This window comes from Parafrankia irregularis, from assembly GCF_001536285.1.
Lineage (GTDB): Bacteria > Actinomycetota > Actinomycetes > Frankiales > Frankiaceae > Parafrankia > Parafrankia irregularis.
The window spans coordinates 181,466-203,500 of the sequence record NZ_FAOZ01000008.1 but is presented as its reverse complement, the minus strand read 5'-3'; the positions used below and the strand labels follow the sequence as shown (position 1 = coordinate 203,500).

The following is a 22,035-nucleotide window of genomic DNA, read 5'->3' as shown; positions in this document are numbered from 1 at the left end:
GGATTCGCCTCCCGGAGGACGGGTCAGGTGGTGGCATCGAGGCGGGGCTCGGCACGATCAGGGCCGGCTCTGATAAGGCGCGGCCGTGAGATCGACGGAGAACGGGGCCGCCGAGTTGGCCGGCTTCGCGGGCCGTCTGATGGAGGTGTTCAGCACCCGGCGGATGATGAGCGCCTCGGCATCGAACAGCCCGGACAGGCTGGGTGTGCCGCGCGACACCTCGATCATCGCGTGGGTGAGGACCGTCCGGGAGAACAGGGGCGCGCCCTCACGCGCCTCGAAGGTCCAGCCGAAACCTCTGGGGCCCAGATCAAGGGCGGTCGTGACCGGAAGGTGCTCGGTTCGCCGAGCTGTGTTGCCGTGCGACCTGGTGAGGTGAACCTGAACCAGACGCGCCACCTCGAGGGCCGCTTCGGAGTTCGACGTCTTTTCCAGGTCGGTGTCGGCCGTGTCCAGATGCGGCTGCAGCATCAGCACGGTCACCGGCGACTGGACGGTGATGCGGACGCTGATCGACACGTAACTGCGACCGGGCGGCAGCAGATCGATCGTGAACCGGAACTTCAGCAGTTCCAGCTGTCGATCGGCGAGCCCACGACGCAGGCTCGCCATCGGCGGGAGGTTCTCCGGAGTCAATGCGTAGACCTGCACGCTGTTGAACTGCACGCCGCCTTCGGCGACGAATCGCGATGTGTTCCTGCCGAGAACCTGCTCCTCGACGAAGAAGGCCCGGTGGGCAAGGCCCGATTCCCGGTCGTCGACACTCGAATCGTTATCGAGAAACGACCGCAGATCGTCGGGGAGCCGATGAGTTTCGTCGTCGGCCATGCGTGTCTCCTCCCACCGGGCAGGTCTGGTTTGTCCGGACGCGATCCGATCGATTCCATGCGCCATGGGGTGACGTGGTCCTCCCGGCTCCAGAGCGGCCGGTCACCAGACGGGCAGGTGTTCTGCGTGGAGTGTCACCAGAGATCGGGTCGACCGGCGGCGTCGAGCGCCGAACTCAGCGAAACGGGAGTGGCGTTTCCGGGCGCGGGCGCGGGCGCGGGTGCGGGAGCGGGCGCGGGTGTCGGCGTGGTCGCATCTCGCCGCGCGGCGGCGCCGGTACGACGTTCGCCCAGTTCCGGCACGAGCTCAACCAGCCGCTCGACGAGCATCGGCACGGTGACGTCGAGACCTGCTCCTGGCGTGAGCCGGTGGGCCTGGCGGTCGATCAGATCTCTGAGGTCTTCCGGTATCTGGTCCTTCGTCGGGATTCGCACCTCATCGTGGTTGCCGATCAGCAATGGCACCACGTGGTTCCCGGCGTGGAGCGAGAGGGTGATCTCCAGGCGCACCCAGTCGTCCGGCGAGTCCAGGCGCCGGCCGGCGTCAGGCGTGCCAGCATCGAGCCAACCAGGCCCGATGCAGACGAGCATCACCGGACAGGCCACCGCCTGGCGCCGCAGGACGGGTGGATAGCTCTCGCCTGCGCGAAGTGCGTTCCCTGCCTTGAACACCGTGTCGGCGCCGAACGCCTCGGTCATCCGTGCGTAGACGAACTCGGTAGCCCAGTTCTGATCGGAACCGCGATAGCTGATGAAGATCAAATATCTCTGCTCGGCCATGAACAGCTACTTCTCCTTCAGCGTCGGTGTACCGGAGGGCCTGTGGATGCTCGGGGCCACGCCGCCGGCGGAGCGTGCCACGGACGTCAGGTCCGGCAGGAGGGCGACCACGGCAGAACAACGGCGGTGCCGGTTCAGTGCGCGGATCAACAGCCTGAGGTCGCCGCGCAGCGATGCCGATCCCTGCCGGGCCAGCGTCGGCAGGGCGCCGTGCATGACGTCGCTGGCATGGTCGGGTTCGCCGAGATGCGCGTAGGCGATGGCCTGCCGGACTGCCAGGCGGGCGTAACCCGAGCGCAGCGGGCCGAGCGTGGCCATGCCTCGGTCGAACAGTGCCGCCGCCGTGCGGAAGTCGGCGAGGTCCACCAGGCACGTCGCCTCGAACAGCTGGGAGCGCTCGAACAACGGATCCGGCGCGGGTCCCCACCGCGTCGCCGGATCCAGGGCGGGCGCGTCGAGTGAAGGCATGTCGACCAGCGCGTAGTAACGGTCGAGAGCCTGGTGGAAAGCGGCGTCGTCCCGAGCGAGCGCGCAGGCCTGCGCCTCGCGCTGCGTGGCGAACAGCATGACGCGTGGCGAGATCCCGGGCAGCGCGCCCGCCCGTCGAGCGAGGCCGACGGCCGCTTCCGCGTCGCCGCGTCGCCGAGCGACCTGTGACTGCCGGATCAGGGCGTACCCGAGCGCGTCGGCGTCGCCCAGGGCGCGCGCCCAGTCCGCGACCGTTCGCGTCCAGCGCAGAGCCGTCGCGTCGTGCCCGGTCTCCTGAGCCGTCCAGCCGAGCAGTTCGGCGTAGCGAAGCAGCACCGCCCACACCGGGCTGGCCGCGCCCCGGCCGTCTCCGGCAGCGGCGTGCAGGTCGATGACGCCGGCGCCGAGGTCGTGCAGGACGGAGTACGGACCCACCTGGTGGCTGCGTGTCCGCAGGGTCTCCAGTCGCTCCGCCGCCGCTGCCGCGCGCTCGGCAGGGTCCGGATCTCCAGCCTCTACGCGGTCCCGTCCGCTGCGGGTGAGAATGTCCGTGTCCGGGGCGACCGGGACGGTCCGCGCGCATTCCTCGAGGTAGAGCCTCGTCAGCCGGCCCTGGGCGGCAAGAGCCGTGTCGAGGGAGCGCGCGAGCGGATAGCTCGCACGGCGGTCGCCCTGCTCGATCTTGCTGAGATGGGAACGCGACAGGTAGACCTCGGATCCGAGGGCCGTCAGGGACTTGCCCGTCGCCATGCGCAGGCGACGCACCTCGGAGCCGAACCAGGTGACACCGAGTTCCGGGCCGGCCGCACGCCCCGGGGGTGACTGCGAGGCGTGCCGCGGCGTCGGGGCCGGACCGGCCGGGACCAGCTCGGTGTAGGTCCGGGTGACAGCGGGCGTCGCCGCCCGTCTGCTGGTCTCGACGCGACTCAGGTACGACCGGCTGTAACCACTGCGCACGGCGAGGCCCTGCAGGCTCAGGCCGGCAGCCTCCCGCCGCGCGCGCAGCTCGCCGCCCAGCGGGGTGGACCATTCAAGATCCGGTTGGCTCACAGAAATGAGCATACGGTCGCACTTGGGTAGATCAGTGCATTTTTGCTGGCCGTTGAGACGATTCAAGGCTGGCGCGGCCCCACTCCATTGGACAAAGAGCAAGTGAAAGGCCGGGCGCCGTGACCGCCCGCCCGCGCCGATCCGGGACGACGCCGCGTGATTGATTGTCGCCCTCCGTAATTTCCTCAACTGGAGACGGGCAACGCTATACCACGTCGCCACCGTCTCTCTAGGGTGGCTGCAACAAGAAGAGCCGACGAGGCGCGAAACCCGGACCCGCACGGACCTGGTGTGGCCTCCACCCCAGACGGATCGCAGGATCAAACCCCGCAGCAGCCAACAGGACCACCGCGGCGGCGTCCCCCTTCGTTTCATCGGCGGACGGTCCGGCCACCGATGATCTGCTGAACATCGCGCCCCCTCAGGCGAACATCTGGGGCGGCCATTGTGCCCCGTTCCGCATTCCGTTGTGAAAGCTCGAAGGATGCTAGACGCAATGAACAGAGGTCGATACGGTCGACACGAAACCTCTGATGGGCCTCGGAATACGGGGGGTAGACCATGGCCCGGTTCAGGTGGCGATTTTCGCGCGCCATCCGGTGGACCGCGAGGCGGCACCGGTGACTGAATCACCGCCTGGCGGTGCGATGCCGCCAGGCGGCGACGATGACCTGCCACCGCCGAAATGGCCGACGCGGGCACTGCTCTGGTGCGCGGGCGCAGATCCGGCAGCGCTCGTCACGCCGGAGTTGCGCACGCGCTACGCGGGTTACGGCCTGATGCTGCTCATGGTCGGAGCCGTCGCCGCGGCCGTCTGCCTCGCCTTCCTGTCAACGGTGCTCGCGTTCCACCTGTGGCTGTTACCCGTGAGCCTCGGCTGGGGCACGTTCGTCTTCCTGCTCGACCGGATGATCGTCTCCGAGGTGAAGCGGACCGGTGGCGGATTCTCGGCCCTGTGGAGGCGGATTGTCCGCTATGGCCTTCGGCTGGCCATCGCCCTCGGCATGGCCTACCTGGTCGCGGAAGCGATGCTCATGCTGGTCTTCGCCCCGGAGATCAAACGTGAGCTGGTGTCGGTCGTCGAGCTGCACCTGGACGAAGCGCGCGTGCACAAGCGCGACCTCGAGGTCGAGAAGATCGACAAAGAGATCACGGCGCTCAATCGGCCGGTCGCGGACGCCAAGAAGCGCATGGAAGACGCCTTCCAGACCTGGAAAGACCAGAACGACAAGCTCACCACCGCCGACCACAACACCCCTCCCGGTGACAAGGCAGCCGCGGACTGGGCGGTCTACGACGCGGCGAAAGACGTCTACGAGCCGCTCAACGGCAGCCTGGTGGCAGCACAGACCCGCAAGGCCGAGGCCCTGAAGCCGGAGAACCTGCCGACGCTCACCCAGGCCGAAGCGGACGCGATCCGCGACGACCGTGGCTTCACTGCCCGGGAGGTCGCGCTCAGGCGGGTGCTGGCCGCGCATCCCGAGGTCCGGCAGTGGCCGTGGGTGCTGCGCGGGGTGCTGCTTGGCGCGGACCTGCTGCCGCTGCTCACGAAGCTGGTCACACGCCGATCCACCTACGACGAGATCGTCGAGCGTCGTGAGGCGCGGGCCAGCTGGCGCGACGTCGAAGAGGACAAGGAACGCCGCTACCGCGACGGCCTGACTCGTGACCTGCGCCATGCGTGGGCCCGGGTCTCGGTGGCGATGGGCCGCGACCGGCTCGCGCTCTGGCTGCGCGGCGATTCCCCTGAGTTCTCGTCCCGGTGGATCCGGTCGAACGGCTCCAACGGCTCCAACGGATCCAACCATCCGGGCGGAAACGGTTCGAACCCGTCTGCGGGCGCTTCGTCGTTCGGCTCCGGTCACTCGGCGTCGAACGGCCAGAAGGCGAACGCCGGCGGCGGCACGCCACCGCCACCGCCACCGCCGCAATGAACGCACAACCAACACTCTGCGCCCGGTCGCGGCGCCGACCTCTGGGGGGAGAACACGCATCGTGTACGAGGACGAAATCGCGCGGTTGCGCGGTGAGGCGGAGAAGGCGAAGGCCCGGCACGACGCCTGCCTCGATCGATCATCGCCCGCGCTCGCGGAGATCCGGAGCCGGCTGCTCGGCCAGCTGAACACGCTCACCGGGAAGATCGACGCGCCGATCGTGCTGGGTGCGGTCGGCGAGTACAACTCGTTGAAGTCGACGGTCCTCAGCGTGCTGCTCGGCGTCCCGCTGCTGCTGGAGAGCAGTGAGAATCCGACGACCGGCAACGTGACCGTCCTGCGCCTCCACGCCGCGCCGGCCGGTTCGTCGACCCGGATCGTCCATGCCGAGGTCCATTTCATGAGCCACGACGAGTTCGTGCGCTGCGCCGACCACGTACTCGGCAAGCTCGTCACGCGGGCGACCGAGGAGAACCCGGCGCTGGGCGCCCAGCAGGAACTCGCCGACTACTGCCCGGTCACCGACGGGTGGGGGCGGTTCAACGCCTGGTGCCGCAAGCGGCTCTGGGCCGACCAGGCCGGCGATGTGACGATCAAGCAGATCGCCATGGAACTGGTCATGCTGCGCGACGCGCAGGCGCGGGCGGCCAACCTGCTGGGCCGGCGGCGCACCATCAAGCCCGGACTGGTCAGCGCCGGGGTCCGCCTGCCGCTGCCCGCGGCCCCACCGCTGGACTTCCCCGAGCCGGCGCCGGCCCCGGCCACCCCGGCGAGCAACCTGGCCGACCCGGTCGCGGACCTCCAGGAGAACCATCTGCTGGAGGCGTTCTCGCTGGTCCGTGAGCTGCGGGCGACCGTCGAGGCCGATCCGGAGAACTGGCCGCTGCCCGGCCTGCTCGGCGCGGTGGATCTGCAGATCCGGGACTTCCCCGGGTTCAACGCCCAGCACACCCAGCACCGCGACCTGTTCGTCAGCGGGCTGGGCGGCGAGGGGATCGAGACCTTCCTGAACTTCGTCGACACCCGCAAGCCGGCGGCGCCGGCGTCGCTGGAGTTCTACGCGCTTCTGCGCAAGCTGGGTATGCCCGCGGGCCAGGTCGCGCGTGCGCCCATCGTCGTGGCGACCTGGTTCGAGGACGTCAAGGCCCCGGCGGGTGACGGCCCGCTGACGCTGCAGACGCTCTTCGGCGGAGTCAGCCGGCTGCACGGGGTGTGCGTCGTCGCGGAGAGCCTGACCGGAGCCCGGATCGACAAGGGCCACCGACTGGACCGGTTGGCGCTCGTCTCCACGCTGCCAGCCATGCAGTCTGTGGGCCGGCACCTCGAGAAGGTGCCACAGGCGGAACCAGGTGCCTGGGCGGTCGTGGCCGAACGGCTCGCGGACGGCGATCCCTACAGCGCCGCGGCCCGCGATGTGCGCGAAGCCCTGACCGAGTACGCCCGTGACTGCGGCATCTCGGCGCTGCGCAGCCTGGTGACCAGCCATGTGCGCACGAACGGGCTGGCGAACCGGCTCGACCAGCTGAACACCGCGGCCGCCGCCGTGCATGCGGCGCTCACCGAGCACGACTGGGAGGTCGCTCGCCTCGACGCCCAGGGCAGCCCGGATGCCAACGCCGCCCAGGAGGCTGTGCTCACCCTGGTCGAGGAACTGCGCGACGCCGCGAGGGAACTCCGTGGCGGTGCCGACAGCCTCCGATACGCCGGTCGGTCAGAGCCCTCGGCGCCGGGCACCGCCACGGCGCCGCTGGCGGCGCTGCTCGACCGGGCCGCCGAGGACGCCCTCGAGGAGGTGCGCCGCTGGCCCTTCTGGCCCGAGTTCGCCCAGGAACTGAGCTGGGAGGACACGGGCTTCGCGGTGCGCGCGCAACAGGAGACCCCGCCCGGCGAACGGCCGGCGATCGCGCTGTCCACCCAGGCGTTGACCAGACGGTTCGGCCTGTCGGCCAGCAGGCTTGTCGAGCGGTACCACAAGGAGGTCTTCGACGCCGTGGACGGGTGGGAACGGGCCGAACGAAGCCGGTTGTTCACCCCGCTCGCCGCGGCCCTCGCCGACCCCGGCATCCTGGGTGTCCTCGCCACGGCGCTCAGCCCCGAGCGGCTCGGCCAGCTCGAGCGGCTCACCGGCACGCGCCTCGTCGGTCACGACCCGGCCGCGGGGCCGCCGTCAGGCCTGACCGACGCGGCACGCGCCCGGCTCGCGGGCACCGGCCCGGTCACGCCGGCGGGAAGGGAGCCGGCCGACGCGGCTCCCTTCCCACCAGGCCCCCATGCCCTGCCCTGGAACCCGGGGTACGAGGGTGACCCGGCCGGCAGCGCGACACGCCGCCACCTCACAACCGTGCTCCGGCGCCGGACCGAGGCCATCACGGCCGTCCGCGACATCGTCCAGGGCGAGGTGATCGAGCTCGCCGCGGAGATCTCCCAACAGCTCACCCTGGAGATCGACAAGTTGATCCGGGCGCTCCCGACCGAGCACGAGCTCGCCGCCGCCCCCGGGGACGACCCCGACGACGACTACCGCTGAACCCCCACGGACGGAACGGAACCGGACCATGGCTGACTTCGAGCTCATCACGCGGAGCACTGATCCGCGCGTCACACTGCAGGGCGCGAACACCTACACGGCCTCTCCTGACCCGATCCTCGGCGGCACCTACGGCCTGCCCGAGGTCACCATGCAGCTGCTGGTGCCCGGGCGGGCACTGCCGAAAATCCAGGCCGAGCTGTCCGTCGACGACCCGCAGGCCGAGCCGCTCGCAGAGTGGTTGCGCGGCAACTGGTTGCGGCTCGTCGACGCCGGCCATCCCGCGGCCGCCGTCACCGTGCTGACCAACCCGGGAATTCGGGTCCCCGGCGAGCTGATCACCGCGGCGGCGACGGTCGCCGTGACGTGGTCCTCCCCGGCCGTGAACGAGACGGTCCTGCTGGTCACGCTGGAGCCGAGCGCCGCGACCGCGGACCCGCCGGCCAGGGAGTACACCGGCTTCGCCGTTTTCGACTTCGGCACGACGACCACTGCGATCACGCTCCGTTACAAGCCAAGGGTCGATCTGCAGGACCCGCTGGACCCCGAGCAGGCCCGTGCGCTCGCCAGGGCGCTGGCCGGCCTGTTGCGTGTGCCGCTCACCGATACCCAGGACGAATGGGCCAAACTGCTCGGCGGCGTGCCCGCCGAGGTGTTCCGGCGGACCGGAGACCAGCGCACCCTCGACGAGATCGCGGCCCAGCTGGACAGCGGCAACCTGGAGGTGCTCCACGCGGTTCTCGGCCCGTTGGAGGTCGCCTGCCACGGGCGCCGGGCTCCGCGTGAGCTGCACCGGCGGCTCGACCAGGCCCTGCGCGACGCCTACGCCGTCCCGCCCCTGCAAGCGAACGGCCTCCAGTCGGTGCGGTTCAGCGCCCCGGAGGAGAGCTCGGTCACCGCGCTTTCCAGCATGGTCCACGTCGTCACGTTCGATCCACTCACAGTGCGGATGGAGCTCCGAGACCAGCCGCCCAAAGACGGAGGGAAGATCGAAGGCAGCGTCCGCAGCCTCAAGCGCGAGTTCCCGAGCATCACCGTGCCTCGGCCCCTGTCCACACTCCGGGAGTTCCGCGCGCGCGGCGACCTGCCGGAGGCCGCGAGGACGGCGCAGACGGACGATCTGCTCGGCCAGGTCTTCAAACACCTCTACGGCGAGGCCCAGCAGCGCCTCGAGGAGAATCCCGACACCGGCGAACCACTGGCCCTGCGCCGGGTGTTTCTGCTGTGCCCGACGGTGACTCCGCCGGCCGCCCGCGAACGGCTCCGCGAGCTTGCCCTGAAGGCGATGCCAGACGTCGAGATCCCACCGATCGACGTCGACGAGGGGATCGCGGCGGCACTGTACTTCGTCATGCTCGGGATCGGCTCGGCCTCCGGGATCGGCGTCGAGGCACTGCGCGGCCGTTCCCGACGGCTGCCCGACGGCCCGAACGGCGAGAAGCGGTGGCAGCGAACCATCCTCGTCGTCGACATCGGCGGTGGCACGACCGACATCGCCCTCATCGGCGTCCGGCTCACCGAGATACCCGTCGGTGCGGACGACGACCGGCTGATCGGGCGCCGCTACCGGCTCACGCCCGAGGTGCTCGGCACCACCGGTCACCCGCAGCTCGGCGGTGACAACCTCACGCTGAGGGTCTTCTACTGGTTGAAGGCCGCGATCGCCGACGCCTACCTGCTCGCCGCCGGCCAGCCGGCCGAGAACCTGGCCAGGCAGGTGGTCACCAGCGGCGCGCGTAAGCCCGTGCCCGCCACGGTCAGGGCCCGTCTCGACGAGCTGGTACCCACCCGAGGGGAGGGAAAGGCCACCGAATTCCTCGAGCTATGGCACAAGGCGGACAAGGCCAAGCAGCAGCTCGGCGGTCGCCGGGCCTGGGAGGACGGCGACCTGAGCAAGTTTCTCAGCGCATCGGTGAAGACGTCGGCCAATCCGGGCGGGAACGATTCGTCGGGCAGCGGGAACAGCGGCGCCGAGATGACGTTCAAGGTGACTCTCGGGTCGGAGGACTTCGAGCGCCTCGTCCGGCCGCTCATCCGGCGGGCGGCCGGCCTGGCCGCGGCGCAGGTGAGCGCCTCCTTCCGCGGTGACCCCGACGCCAGGCTCGACGAAGTGGCGCTGTCCGGCCGCACCGTCGAGATGCCGCTGGTCGCCGAGACCATCCGAGCCCGCCTCGCGGACCTGTCCGTCCGAGGCCGGCCGCTCACCTGGAACCCGACCAACCTTGTCGTGGAGAAGAAGCGCGCCAAGGAGGTGGCATCCATGGGCGCCGCCTGGGCGGCGACAGTCGCCGGTGTCGGAGTCGACGAGCGGGCGCAGAAGGGGGACAGCCGGATCGCCTTCCAGACCGGCGGCCTGATGCTCCGCCTGCCCTGCGACTTCCGGCTGCGGGGCAACGACGACGTCGCCGACGACGTGCTCCGTGCCGGTGACCCGTTCGTCATCGGTCACAAGGGTGAGCTGGGCACGGCCCGGGGCCCCTGGGGGGCGGTCTGGGGGAGTGCCGACCTCTACCGGATGATCGACGCCTCCGAGGACATCGTCTGGGGCCAGTTCGTGCCCGCGCGAGAGGCCGCCCTGGAACACGTCTCGACCGAATCGGACAACAGGTGGAAACCGCTCGCGCCCGGGCAGCCGAAGGTCCAGATGCAGGTCGAGGTCGACCAGCGCCTCAACCCGTTTGTCAATCTCTGCCTCGGCAGGGTGCCATACCTGGTCGCCGAGGACGAGGGCTACGAGCTGCGGCAGCAGGCGCTCACCGACGGGACGGCGACCGCGGCGGTGTTCGCCGTGCCTGATCAGAGTGGACCAGAGCGCGCTGTCGAGGTGTTCCCCGCGCTGCCGAACGGGACGGTGGCCGAGTCGTATCCCGACATGTTCGTCCGCCCCGCCGCTACCGACGGACAGCCGCAGGAGTTCCGGGCCCGGGTTTCGATCGTCCCTCTGCCGGAAATCCCCGACGGCGGCACCTGGACGTTTCTCGCCCGCACGCTCGACGGCGACTCCCCAGTGTTCGGACCAGTACCGAAGCCGGAGTGGCAGGTCGAAGAAGGCGCTTCCTGGTTCGCGTCACTGAGCGAGGACGGCCGGCTCCGCCTCCACCTCGGCCGGCCGCGTTATTGGCCGGCGCGTTCCTTCACCGACCTTCTCCGGAACCCGGGAAGCGTGCTGCGCAAGGAGATGAGGCCCGGTGTGCCCGACCTCGACCCCGACTGGATCCCCTTCACAGGTGAGCACTGAGAGCAATGACAACGACCACTGGAACCAGCGAGCCAGCCGAGCCCGCGACGGACACCGCCGTGTCACTGCCCGAGGCGGCCGACGGTCATCCAGCCACCCCCCAGGCACCACTGCACGACCCCTCGCTGTCCTCGTCCGCGACCAGCGCACCGCGGTCGCAAGGAGCGTTCGTAACCACGGCGGGACCAGGAATTTCCCTGTCCGCCGAGGACCTGACGGACTTCGGCGCCGTACTGGGCGCGCTGCGCGAACCTGGTTCGACCTCCCGCGCCCGCAGCGACCTTCTCCGCCTCGCGGCGGACTGGATCGACCCATCCTCGGCGGCGCCGGAGGCGCGCGGCCCGCTGCGGACCGGCGGCGACGCACTGGCGCGTCTCGTCAGCCGTAACGCCGGGCCGATGCCCTACGGCGAACTCAACCCAGCGCCGGTCTATGTCGGCGACGGGCCACCTGGCGCGGGGGCCGACGGCGCCGTAGCAGGCAGTTCGCATCCCGGGCACGTGGAAACCACCCGGTCTGGGACAGCCCTTCGGCCTCTGCCGCCTGCCGCGAGCGCCACCAGCGCTGTTGGCGCTACCAGCGCTGTTGGCACTCGCGCGACCGCGGCGGACGAGCCGCCCAGCGATGACGCGGACGTTGTCGATGTCCAGATGTCCGTCGCGGTTGCCGCTGCCTCCCGCGGCGAGGTGCTGCGGGAGGCAGCGAGTCGGCTCGCCGGCCATCCCGCGCGCAGCCGTGGTCTGGTTCCGGCCGCGTCACCCGCGCTGCGTGCGCCGGACATCGCCGCCCCGGAGATCCTCGCCTCCTGGGTCGGCCTGGTACTGCTGGCGTTCCCCGTCGACGTCGCCCAGCACGAGCACGACTGCCTGGCGGCCGGGATGGCCGGCCACGGCCATGCGCCGGTGCCGTCCGCGGACAGCCTCGGCCTGGGCAAACCACTTCAGGAGGCCGTCGACGCGCTGGGAACGAAAGCCGAGCGCTTCGGCGTACTCGCGGTGGCGGTCAGCGACCTGTTGCGTATCTCCGAACTCGATGACCCGGCCGAACTGGTGCGGTGCGCCTGGGAGCGGGGGCCCGACCGGCCGCTGTGCGACCCGGACGTCCGGGCGCGCTATCGAGAGGAGGTGCTGCGGAGGCTTCGGCGACTCGCCAACGCCGAGCCCGAGCAGTCGGAGGCCGAGGCGGAGGAGGTCTGGCGCGTCCACGAGATGGTCGCCTCCGTGTATCCCTGGCCGCTGCCGGCCAAGGACAGCTGGTGGGATCGCGCGCTTACGGCGGCCCGGCGTGCACTTGACCAGGCCGGGACCGAGATCGCCGGCGGACCGCGGCCGGACATCGGCGCGGTGCCTGTCAACACCACCGAACGCACACAGCCGGACCGTTACCGGGATGACGACATCGAGATCATCGACAGGCAGCACCCCGGCTGGCTGCTCCGCGAGCTCAGGGCGCCCTACCTCGGCTCCAGCGGCCGATTCGAAAGCCAAGGCCGCGCATTGCGAACAACCAGTCGTTGAACCCTGGGCCTCGATCCATCGGCCTGCTCCTACGGCCTGCTGATACACCACGGAATCTCGACGGCGGCCGGGTTCGCCGTGCTGCGGGGCGTGCTGGCCGCCGCCGGCGACACCGGCCGTGTGCGTGAGACCCGAAGCGCTGACCCGGCGAACTAGGCGGACAGGCAGGCCGTTGACTGGACACTGTATCTACCCTATGGTCACCCCACCGGCTCAGAGGTCGAAGAGAGAAGGTGCAGGTGGTGGGCGTGTCCGGCCCGATCGTCCGGCCGGCGCTGCTCGGAGGCCAGCCCTGCCAGTGCCGGCCGTCCAACCGAATCCTGGCACGGGGAATGCTGATGAATCTTTCGAAAGGTCTTCGGTCTCGGCCCACCGCCACGGTCCTCCGAGTGGAAGGCCGCTTCAACATGGCTCAGCGATACGTGAAGCGATGCAGTCATCGCCGCCTGCGACCCACGGGCGGTAGCGTGTGAGCCGAGGGGCGAGCGTTGATTCCACGCTGATCTGCCCCAGCCGGGACGCGGCGGTCGGACGCCCTCCGTGGCTCTCCGTCGACGGTCGGGTCCAACTCGGCCCGAACGGCACGGTCTGCCACCGCCGGTCATCTTGAACGAGCGGCACGCTCGCCGAGGCAGCTCGCCGACTCGATGTCGCCGAAGCCGATCCGGCCGGATGTACTAAAATATCCAATATCCAATTTTGGCTTACCCGCTTGAGTGGGTGGGGCCGCCCGGGAGTCACGCAGCCACGTGGCGCCCCGGCGGAGCGTTCGCACATTCCGCCACGCGTCACCACGGGGGCCGTGGCACCTGCTAGGGAGTATCCGATGGGTGTCTCACGATTAGTCGTCATGCTCGCGGCCGCGAAGGAGCTTCGGGCTGGAACCCGTCGACGCTCATCTCCTTGGCGGCGCAAGGCGGTGACGTCCGCCGTGGCGGTCGGGCTGCTCGCCGGTTGTTCCGCCGGCAAGGGGGACGCTGGTCGGATCGCGAGCTGCGAAGCTCCCGGAGTGACTCCGGAATCGATCAAGGTAGGCCTGATCTATCCGGACACCGGAGGACTCGCGGATGCGTTCAGGCCGGCACGTAGCGCTGTCGAGGCCCGAATCGGTCTCGCCAACGCGACCGGCGGTGTGAACGGCCGTGAGATCGAGCTCGTCTGGCGTGATGACTCGGACGCACCAGCCGTCAACGCCCGGGTCGCGAAAGACCTCGTCGAGAAGGAGAGGGCCCTCGGGCTCGTCCAGCTGAGCGCGGCGGTCTCCGGGTCCGCGGACTACCTCGACCAGGCAGGTGTTCCGGTGACAGGGCTGACGGCCGAGTCGCTGTGGAACGACCACGACAACATGTTCTCGTTCTCCTACGTCTCGGCCAAGGGTGCAGCAGTAACCACCTTCGGCCGGTATGCGAGAGCACAGGGCGGTACCAGGGCTGTCGTACTTCAGCAAGAAGATCCTGGAAGCTCGACGGAGATCGCCGATCAGCTGATAGTCAGCCTCGGCAGCCAGTACATCGAAACCGTCGGACGTGTTGGTTTCACGACTGGAATCAGTAGCGCCACGCGTACCGCTGACCAGATTATCGCGAGCAAGGCCGATATCATCGTCTCCACCGTGTCGATGGACAGTCTCGCCGAAGTCCTGGAAGCGGTCCGCGTGCGTGGCGGCAAGCCGAGAGTCATCATCAGCCCCACCGGCTACAATGCCCGACTGCTGCAGGAGAAGGGGGCGGCACTCGCCGGCCTGTCCATCTGGCTCAACTACACCCCCTTCGAGTCACGGTCACCTGCCATCGGCCAGTACGAGAATGCGATGGCCCTGTACGGGCCCGGGCTGGAAACGCCTGACCAGGAGGTCGCCGTCGCCTCCTACATCAGCGCCGATCTTTTTCTCCGCGGTCTGCAGGCCGCGGGCCCCTGCCCGACCCGGGAGTCCTTCATCACGAATCTGCGCGCAGTAAAGGACTACGACGCAGGCGGCCTCGTCCCCGGCACGATCGACCTGTCCACGAACCGAGGCAGTGTCAGCACCTGCTATGCGTTCGTTCGCGTCAACGCCAACGCCACCGGCTTCGACGTCATGCACGACGGTGATGGATCGAGCCAGTGGTGTGGCACCCGTCTGCAGCCAACGGGGCGGTAGGCGGAGGGAGACAGACCGGAGTTCGCCTCGTTTGAGCGTGCGTGCGTGCGAGACAGGCGACGTCCACCGTCATACGGACCCGGGCGGGTCGGGAGAGGCCATGTTGCTTCTACAGCCCCGCGATGGTGTCCAGGTCCGGCAGTCGGTCCTGTGGACAGGCCAGGTAACGGCCCTGCATGAGATCGCAGTGAAGGCGGCCGAGTTCGCTGGCCTGGTCGGAGGCCTCGACACCTTCGGCGATGACGATGAGATCGAGCGCGTGGGCGAGGCGGATGACGGCATCAATGACGGCTCGGTCGGCCCGGTCCGTGGTGAGCCCGGCGACGAGCCGATGGTCGATCTTGACTCCGTCGATCGGGAGGCCCCGCAGATGGCCGAGGAAGGAATTCTCGACGCCAAAGTCGTCCAGGTACACCCGGACCCCGAGATCTCGGAGGGAGTGCAGGGTCGCCACCGTGGATGGGAGGTATCGGATCAGTGATTCCTCGGTGATCTCCAGGCACAGCTGGAAGCGGCGTTCTGCATTGGCGGCGGCGAGGACCGAGGAGACGTCATCCAGCAGCAAGCAATACCTTCAAGCCAGACGGCCTCTGAGCTGCGCAAACGCAGAGATCGGGCGCCCGTGACCAGCGTCCGACCCCCAGAGAATCACCGGCACTCGGGATCAGCCTGCTCACCCCGGCCGTGGTCAACCACGGGCAGGCCGCCGCGGTCCACCAGGCCCGCACTGCCGTCCTGGACGCGGCCTATTCCGCGCACCCCGAACGGTTCGTCCGCCGACCACCAGGCCCACCTGCGTAGATCAACCGGCCCGTCGAGGGCGAGGAGGACCAGCCAGACGCCGCAGCTGGCTAATTTCCGCAACACCCTGCCTCAAACTGGTTGATAGGTTTCGAGGCCCTGCCGTCGAGGGGCGGGCCAAGCCGGGCGCTGGCAAAGAGTGCCCTGATTGTACGGACACCCTCCTACCCTTCCCGCCCGGCCCAGGAGACGGCCCCGTGTGCGCTGTCGAGATCACCCGCCCATCCCGCTGACCAGCGTATTCCCGCAGTCACGAACTCTTTCGTTCTGGCGTATCCCGCAGGTGCCTTCAGTAAGCTGAAGATCAATGTCGAAGAATCGTTGGGCGTACCAGACAGGGTCGGTCCTGTGATTTAGGGCACATTCCGAGTCTCGGATAGATGCTTCCACCTGCAGATATGGCAGACGCTGATGAGGGTTGGTCAACAAATATGTCGATCGCGGCGGACAATAAAGGCCGCCAATGATTTACTCTTCATTAGTTTCCACCTACGGATGGTGATCGATAAACTCGATTTACTACCGCCCGTCAGGGTTGGCCCCCCCTTGGGGTGACGCTTGGCTCGCTCGCGGAAGAATTGGAGGAATGTTCGCGGATAAGTGGCACCGCCGGCACGTAGTCATTGCCGTCGGGGCGGCTCGTTCCCTGGGTCTTCTCCTGATCTAACGAGGAGTGGTTAATGTATTCTCGCGCACACGACCGTCGTGGACCCAAATGCTTTCGAACAACAGTCACTGCTTTAATCGTTATGCTGACCCCAGTCGGATGGGCGGTTGCGTCGACCGATCCGGTGGCGGCCCAGTCCGCCGTGGCCGGCACGGCGGAACATCACACTACCGGCCGATTCACATCATCCATACCCGTTTCGCCCTCGACGACCGAGCCTACGACCGACAGTGCGACTCCGCGCTCATCGGTGACCGAGGTCGTCAGGCCAACGCTACTCACCGCCGGCAAACTGGTCGAGGTTGTCTGGAACATCCCAGACGGCCAGACTCGACCGGCCGGTTATCGTGTCAGCCTCTACGTGTCCGGTTGCGCGGGGGCCGATTGCCAACCTGCCAGCAGCGACAAGCCCGCTTCGCGGCAGATCGCCGTCCAGGACGTGTGCGCCACCTGTAGCTGGGCCACCTTTGACGAGCCCTCAGTCAAGGATGGGGGCGAGTACTGGGCCAGTGTGATCCCGCTCGGCAGGGGGGAGACAACCTCCGATAACTCTTCATCGCTTCCCCGTGGCCGCTCGTCCACGGAAGCCGTCAGGGTGAGCACGTCGCCCGGCGCGACTCCGTTCTCCGCAGCCGATCTCGCTCTCGACAGAGCTGTCGAGGCCGCCGTCGACGTCATCCCCGGCGAGAACGATCCCAACGACGCGGGGATCTGGATCGATGTCGCGACCGGAAAAGTCGTTCATGGATTCGTCGACAACTCCTCCTATGAGCAGCAGGTAGCAAAGGTCCAGAAGATCAACCAGGCTGGATTGATCACAACCCGTCGGGTGAAGTACTCGAAATCCGCCCTGACTGCCATCAAGGATCGGATCGTGCGGGAGCGGGCGGATCTGGCGGGTGTCGGCATCCAGATCAACGCGGTGACGCTGGCCCTGAAGGAGAACAAGGTTCGGATTCGCGCGTCAGCCGCCACGCCAGAAGCTGCGGCTGTGCTTGCCGACCGCTATGGCGGTGATGTCATCATTCTTGATGACGTAAAGATCCGGATGTCATCCACGGCGAACAACCCGGAGAACACCCCTGCGCCCCGCGACCCCGACCCCGAGAATCTTTCCTGGTACGGCGGCATCTACATCGCCGACGGATGGCTTTCTGGCTGCACGGGCGGCTATCTGGCCCAGAAGTCCAACGGTGACTACTATATGCTGACGGCCGGGCACTGCTTCGACCCGACCAACATATGGGGCGAACCGACTCTGATCGAGGACGACAACGGAAACACCATAGGCGCGATCGAGGACTCGTATGACGGACACGACGACGACGTCGACGTGGCGTCAATATGGATTCCTGCTCGTGGACTCGCGACGAACCAAATAATAGCCGAAAGTGGCTCGGTGTTCCGTAACGTCACCGACGATGCCGACGAGTTCGTCGAAGACACCCTTGTTTGCTTCTCGGGCGTGACAAGCGGCACCGAGAAGTGCGCCAGGAACTACGAGCAGGGAGAGGTCATCTGGCCGGATGGCACCATCTTCTACAATGCGACCAGAGCCATGCAATGGGATGAGAACACCGAAGACTTCGCGCTCGATGGAGACAGCGGTTCGGCAATCTACCGAGATGTGAACGATATCTTCGACGACGAATTCAGAGTGTACGGGATAGAGAGTGGCACGACCTGGAACGAGGACGACGACGAGAATGTTGTCGGGGGCGGCTTTGTCTATACGTTCAACACCGACATCGAGAATGCCATAGACGCGCACGCTCTGGAATCGGAACCGATACCATAGGGTAGCGTCACCGACATTGACATGGCAGGGGTGAGAATGCTGTTCACGGGTCGGAGACTGGTGGTGCGGACCGCGCCGTCGCTCCACGTGCGCACCATGACCTTGGCGTTGGCCCCCTCGGCATCGCAGGGCGTCCGTGCCGGGTTGGAACGTGCCGTGGCCGCCCAGGCGGAGGTGCTGTGCCGGTTCGCCGAGTTGACAGACCTCGGGCCGAGGCCACCACAGATCCTGCGAGTGTGGATCTCATCCTGGTCTCCGGAGACGAGCGGCGTGGCGGGGGATCCGCTCTCGGTAGACGAGGCAGCCTATGCAGTCACTGGGCGACTTCCACGGGCCGCACTAATGCATCCTGGCATGCCAACGGAAATCGTGTCCGATACGGCAGGAGGGCTCTGGGAACACCTGGGGGAACTCGCCGCCCTCGTCCCGGAGCCCGCTTGGCTGGCAAGGGCACTTATGGCCGAGGAGGGAGACGTGGTAGCGCCGAACCCGGAGGCGCTACCCGCCTGGGATACTCCCATACATGGCTGTACCATCAGCATTGATGGTCATGAGCTGCGACTTTCCGGCGCTGGATCAGAAGGCGAAGTGGTTGCCGCAGCTGAGTATGAGGAGACGTCCGAAGCCGTCAGGGTGAGAGTTCAGCTGGGGATCCAACCCGGCCTGACCAGGCGCCCGGGTGAGCCCGGTGCGTGGCGCTCGGAATCTCGCTCCACCCCAGGAGGTGTTCGTCGGGGTACGGGGAGCCGTTGGTCGGTTGCCGTGCGGTTGGCCAGGACGCTTGGCGGTCGGCCGGTGTATGACCTTGCCTCCACGTCAGCCACGGCGCGGTCAGACGCGTGGAAGACCTGGGAACGGCAACGGTCTCCGCGGTGCTTCTGAGGTCGATCGGGCCGCCCGGCGGGCCGTGAAGGGGCTCGATCCGAGCCGCTGCGGCCCAATGGCGGCCCTCGGCCCCTGCCGCTGACGTTCCGGGCGGTGGACAGACGGCGCTGCGGCGCCCTCCGAAGCGCTGAACCACTGCCTGCTCCAACGGTCCCCACCTCTCGACCGGCGGCCGAACACCGTCCTCTGATAGTGCTGTCGCTTTCGCGCGAAGGTCGCCGTCACGGCGGCTCTGTTCGGCGGATTCCGCTGTCCCGCGGCTGTCGATTGGTCGTGATCGAGTGATGCGTCGACGTCGTGCCTGTCCACGCTCGACGATGCCGCTGGGTGGCGGTTGAGGGAGCGGCATTGAAGGCGAGGCGGACATCGTCGGGCAGTGCGGGAACCACTGGCAATACCCGCTGTTTTGGCCTGCATGATGGTCAGCTGTGTCTGTACGCCCGCTCTATCTGAGCTTCGTGCGGGTGTGTGGCTGGTTGGTTCTCCTCGGTCGATCGTCGGCGTCGAAGGACATCGAGTTGCCGGTGTTGCGGCATGAGGTCGCGGTGCTGCGCCGTACCCAGCCGAGGCCGCGGTGGGACTGGGCGGACCGGGCGGTGCTCGCCGCGCTGATCAGGCTTCTCCCCAAGGCACTGCGACGAGGCGGCGCGCGGGCAGCGCTGTCCGCCGCTGGTGGCACGGCCACCGGAACGGCGACCCGAGGAAACGAATGAGGCCAGCGCTTCCCATCGGCACCGAGTCCCGTCAACGGGTGAAGAGCCTATCCGACCCCACTGCCGTGTATGACGTGGGATGTGCCGGCTCGGGATTTTAGGTGGTTGGCTTCCCGTGCTCTTCCGCTGTGTCGGGTGTCTGCGGGTCTGGGGGTAGGAGTTCGTCGTGGTCGTCATGCTCCCAAACGAGGGCGCTGCTGAGGTCTGACTGGAGTCGGTCGAGATCCAGGCTGGGGGATGCGTACTTGAGTTTGCGGGCGTTTTTCGTGTGCTTCGCTTTCGCTCGACCGCGTCCCATGGACGACGCCTCCCAATCCTTCGAATACCTGAAGTTCGCGTGTTCTGTTCGCGTTTGGGACCGACCAGAAGTTCCTGTGTTCCCATCGTTGATCAACATTGCCGGACGCTGGTGCGTCGAGCTGATTACCCGCGGGCTGCGCCACTCGGCGCACCGGGCCGCGGCCGCCCTCAATCAACATCCACACATGGATCACCATCTGGAACAATGGCCCTAAGTCGTTCATCTGGACCACGGCCGTCGACGGGATTCTCGATGCCATCGCCGCCTGCTGTCAGCGAATTAACGACCCGAGAACGCATCGATCTGCCGGCGCTGTGCGGGTAAGTTCTTAAAAGCGTCGCAGCCGTTCACCCGATCACGCCTCGGGTCCGGGGAGGATGATGGCGTGCACCGGGAGTGGTTGTCCTTGTTTCGGGATGGTGCCGGTGTGGCGGAGATGGTTTCGGGCGGTCTGGATGGCTGCTGCGGCGGAGTCGAACAGGTGCCCTTGTTTTTCCAGTCGGTCGAGCAGACCGATGGCAGCCAGGGCCTTTGTGTGTTCGGGGCGCAGGCCGGAAAGGTAGACGGTCGTGCCGCGGTGTTCGAGACGGTCGATGATGTCGCGTAGGACGATCGCGCCGGTGGCGTCGATCGCGCTGATTCTGGAAAGCCGGAGGATGAGGATCTTGACGTCTGCGATGGCGGTGAGTTCGGGAAGGAAGCGGTGGGCGGCGGCGAAGAACATGGGTCCGTCGATGCGGTAGACGGCGATGTGCTCGGTGAGTAGCGCGTGGTCGGTGAGAAGTGCCTGGTCGGCGTCGTGATGATCGGCCGTGTCCAGGGGTACCTCTTCCAGGCGCGCGCTGCGGGCGATCTGCCGTAGTGCGAGGGCTCCGGCGGTGACGAGGCCGAGGAGGACGGCGACGACGAGGTCGAGAGCGATGGTCGCTGTTGTGGTCAGTGTCATGACGGCCGCGTCGGAGCGTGATGTGCGGCTGAGGGCACGTAGCGAGGCGATCTCCACCATCCGAAGGGCGGTGGCGAGGAGGACACCGGCGAGCGCGGCCAGCGGGATGTGCGCGACGAGGGGCGCCGCTGCGAGCATGATCCCGGCGAGGAGCAGGGCGTGGGTGAGGGCCGCGAGGCGCGAGGATGCTCCGGAGCGGACGTTGACGGCGGTGCGGGCGATCGCACCGGTGGCGGGTACTCCGCCGAACAGCGGAACGATGAGGTTGGCCAGGCCTTGGCCGAACAGCTCGCGGTCGGGGTCGTGCTGTTCTTGGGACGTCATCGCGTCCGCGACGCTGGCGGAGAGCAGGCTTTCCAGGGCGGCCAGCGCGGCGACCGCCACCGCCGACGCCGCGAGGGTCGGGATGGCGGAGATGTCGAGGAACCCGAGGGAGGGACTGGGCAGGGTCGCGGGCAGTGCGCCCAGCGTGGCGACGTCCCACCCGGTCGCCGCGACCAGAATGGAGGCGGTGGCGACGGCGATCAGCGAGAACGGCACGGTGGGTCGTAGCCGGGCGCCTGCGAGCATGAACGCCACGACGGCGGCGGCGAGGGCGAGGGCGGTCCAGCGTGGCCGGTGGGCGAAGTCGGTGATGGCCCCCCAGGCGACGGCGGTCACCGTGTCCTGGTCCTGTGGATGTACTCCCAAGGCGGCGGGAACCTGTTGAAGGAAGATCACCGCAGCGATACCCGCGGTGAATCCTTCCACCACAGGGGCCGGTACGTAGCGCATCGCGCGGCCGACGCGAAGGACGGCGAGCGCGAGCAGGATCATGCCGGCGAGCAGGCCGACGGTCAGTACCCCACCCGGACCGTGGTCGTGCACGATGGGTACGAGCACCACGGTCATGGCCCCGGTGGGTCCGGAAACCTGCAGGTTGGATCCGCCGAAGATGGCCGCGACGGCGCCCGCGACGATGGCGGTCGTGAGTCCCGCGGCTGCGCCCAGGCCGGAGGAGACACCGAATCCGAGCGCGAGGGGTAGGGCGACCACCGCGACGGTCATCCCCGCGATCAGATCGCGGCCCGGTTGACGGCGCATGGCCAGCGCGTCGGCCCGGCTGGGCAGGAACCGACCAAGCGACGCTATCCACCGGGGGGAGGCGGTATTCATCGTGGCAGGGCGGGGGTGCTGAGGACGGGCGGAGTGGTCGGGTACATGAACAATCCGATTCATCGTCAGGATGTGGATCTCCGTGCCCTTCCGGGTGGAGATGATGAGAGGAATAGTTTCTTCAGTTCGCGGTGCTGTGGGTGCGAGACCGCGGTCGGGTTCGGTGTGACGTTGGAGATCGCACCGAACCCGACCGTCGGGCCGAGGTGATACGCGGCAGAGAAGACGGAGAGGGGCGATAAAACGGCTTCTATGCCCCTCGGCGTGCGCGGCGGTCCAGGCGCGCCG

At 68.0% G+C, this 22,035-nt stretch carries 14 protein-coding genes; 7 read left to right on the top strand and 7 right to left on the bottom strand.

The window, feature by feature from the left end:
* Positions 1–57: 57 nt before the first annotated feature.
* The 3 genes from AWX74_RS15595 to AWX74_RS15585 all read right to left on the bottom strand — a co-directional run bounded on the left by AWX74_RS15595 (position 58) and on the right by AWX74_RS15585 (position 3,137).
* Positions 58–828, bottom strand: a complete 771-nt coding sequence (locus AWX74_RS15595) for a hypothetical protein (RefSeq protein WP_091277245.1) — start codon at positions 826–828, stop codon at positions 58–60.
* 134 nt (positions 829–962) lie between these two features.
* Positions 963–1,607: a TIR domain-containing protein gene (locus AWX74_RS15590; protein WP_091277243.1), complete on the bottom strand. Its 645-nt coding sequence runs from the start codon at positions 1,605–1,607 to the stop codon at positions 963–965.
* Positions 1,608–1,613: 6 nt separating this feature from the next.
* Positions 1,614–3,137, bottom strand: coding sequence for a helix-turn-helix domain-containing protein (locus AWX74_RS15585; RefSeq protein WP_114476389.1), 1,524 nt, complete (start codon positions 3,135–3,137; stop codon positions 1,614–1,616).
* Positions 3,138–3,745: 608 nt separating this feature from the next.
* Here AWX74_RS15585 and AWX74_RS15580 point away from each other — a divergent pair.
* The 5 genes from AWX74_RS15580 to AWX74_RS15560 all read left to right on the top strand — a co-directional run bounded on the left by AWX74_RS15580 (position 3,746) and on the right by AWX74_RS15560 (position 14,481).
* Positions 3,746–5,059: a DUF4407 domain-containing protein gene (locus AWX74_RS15580; protein ID WP_165615645.1), complete on the top strand. Its 1,314-nt coding sequence runs from the start codon at positions 3,746–3,748 to the stop codon at positions 5,057–5,059.
* A gap of 61 nt (positions 5,060–5,120) precedes the next feature.
* A complete protein-coding gene (locus tag AWX74_RS15575) occupies positions 5,121–7,586 on the top strand; it encodes a P-loop NTPase family protein (RefSeq protein WP_091277238.1) in 2,466 nt (821 codons plus the stop codon).
* A gap of 28 nt (positions 7,587–7,614) precedes the next feature.
* Positions 7,615–10,824, top strand: a complete 3,210-nt coding sequence (locus tag AWX74_RS15570) for an acetate and sugar kinases/Hsc70/actin family protein (protein ID WP_091277236.1) — start codon at positions 7,615–7,617, stop codon at positions 10,822–10,824.
* A 5-nt stretch (positions 10,825–10,829) separates the two neighbouring features.
* Entirely contained in the window at positions 10,830–12,341 is a 1,512-nt protein-coding gene (locus AWX74_RS15565; protein ID WP_091277233.1) for a hypothetical protein, read from the top strand.
* 826 nt (positions 12,342–13,167) lie between these two features.
* Complete coding sequence (locus AWX74_RS15560; RefSeq protein ID WP_226930781.1) at positions 13,168–14,481, top strand: ABC transporter substrate-binding protein; 1,314 nt, start codon at positions 13,168–13,170, stop codon at positions 14,479–14,481.
* A gap of 109 nt (positions 14,482–14,590) precedes the next feature.
* Here AWX74_RS15560 and AWX74_RS15555 read toward each other — a convergent pair whose 3' ends face one another.
* Positions 14,591–15,046: an EAL domain-containing protein gene (locus AWX74_RS15555; RefSeq protein ID WP_091277229.1), complete on the bottom strand. Its 456-nt coding sequence runs from the start codon at positions 15,044–15,046 to the stop codon at positions 14,591–14,593.
* A gap of 83 nt (positions 15,047–15,129) precedes the next feature.
* Positions 15,130–15,348: a hypothetical protein gene (locus AWX74_RS42545; protein ID WP_091277227.1), complete on the bottom strand. Its 219-nt coding sequence runs from the start codon at positions 15,346–15,348 to the stop codon at positions 15,130–15,132.
* Between the two features lie 851 nt (positions 15,349–16,199).
* Between AWX74_RS42545 and AWX74_RS15545 the strand changes: the two genes are divergently transcribed.
* Positions 16,200–17,747: a chymotrypsin family serine protease gene (locus tag AWX74_RS15545; RefSeq protein WP_131799471.1), complete on the top strand. Its 1,548-nt coding sequence runs from the start codon at positions 16,200–16,202 to the stop codon at positions 17,745–17,747.
* 1,313 nt (positions 17,748–19,060) lie between these two features.
* Positions 19,061–19,345 (top strand): hypothetical protein, encoded by a 285-nt coding sequence (locus AWX74_RS15540; protein ID WP_226930782.1) that lies wholly within the window; start codon positions 19,061–19,063, stop codon positions 19,343–19,345.
* A 97-nt stretch (positions 19,346–19,442) separates the two neighbouring features.
* Here the strand turns inward: AWX74_RS15540 and AWX74_RS15535 are convergent, their stop codons facing one another.
* Both AWX74_RS15535 and AWX74_RS15530 read right to left on the bottom strand, forming a co-directional pair.
* Complete coding sequence (locus AWX74_RS15535) at positions 19,443–19,643, bottom strand: DUF3073 family protein (protein ID WP_091277223.1); 201 nt, start codon at positions 19,641–19,643, stop codon at positions 19,443–19,445.
* Positions 19,644–20,001: 358 nt separating this feature from the next.
* Positions 20,002–21,675 (bottom strand): SulP family inorganic anion transporter, encoded by a 1,674-nt coding sequence (locus AWX74_RS15530; RefSeq protein WP_226930783.1) that lies wholly within the window; start codon positions 21,673–21,675, stop codon positions 20,002–20,004.
* Positions 21,676–22,035: the final 360 nt, after the last annotated feature.

Coding starts and splice junctions, on each gene's coding strand:
- AWX74_RS15535 (WP_091277223.1), bottom strand. CDS start 19,643: ATGGGACGCGGTCGAGCGAAAGCGAAGCACACGAAAAACGCCCGCAAA.
- AWX74_RS15585 (WP_114476389.1), bottom strand. CDS start 3,137: ATGCTCATTTCTGTGAGCCAACCGGATCTTGAATGGTCCACCCCGCTG.
- AWX74_RS15595 (WP_091277245.1), bottom strand. CDS start 828: ATGGCCGACGACGAAACTCATCGGCTCCCCGACGATCTGCGGTCGTTT.
- AWX74_RS15570 (WP_091277236.1), top strand. CDS start 7,615: ATGGCTGACTTCGAGCTCATCACGCGGAGCACTGATCCGCGCGTCACA.
- AWX74_RS15590 (WP_091277243.1), bottom strand. CDS start 1,607: ATGGCCGAGCAGAGATATTTGATCTTCATCAGCTATCGCGGTTCCGAT.
- AWX74_RS15530 (WP_226930783.1), bottom strand. CDS start 21,675: ATGCGCCGTCAACCGGGCCGCGATCTGATCGCGGGGATGACCGTCGCG.
- AWX74_RS15560 (WP_226930781.1), top strand. CDS start 13,168: ATGGGTGTCTCACGATTAGTCGTCATGCTCGCGGCCGCGAAGGAGCTT.
- AWX74_RS15565 (WP_091277233.1), top strand. CDS start 10,830: ATGACAACGACCACTGGAACCAGCGAGCCAGCCGAGCCCGCGACGGAC.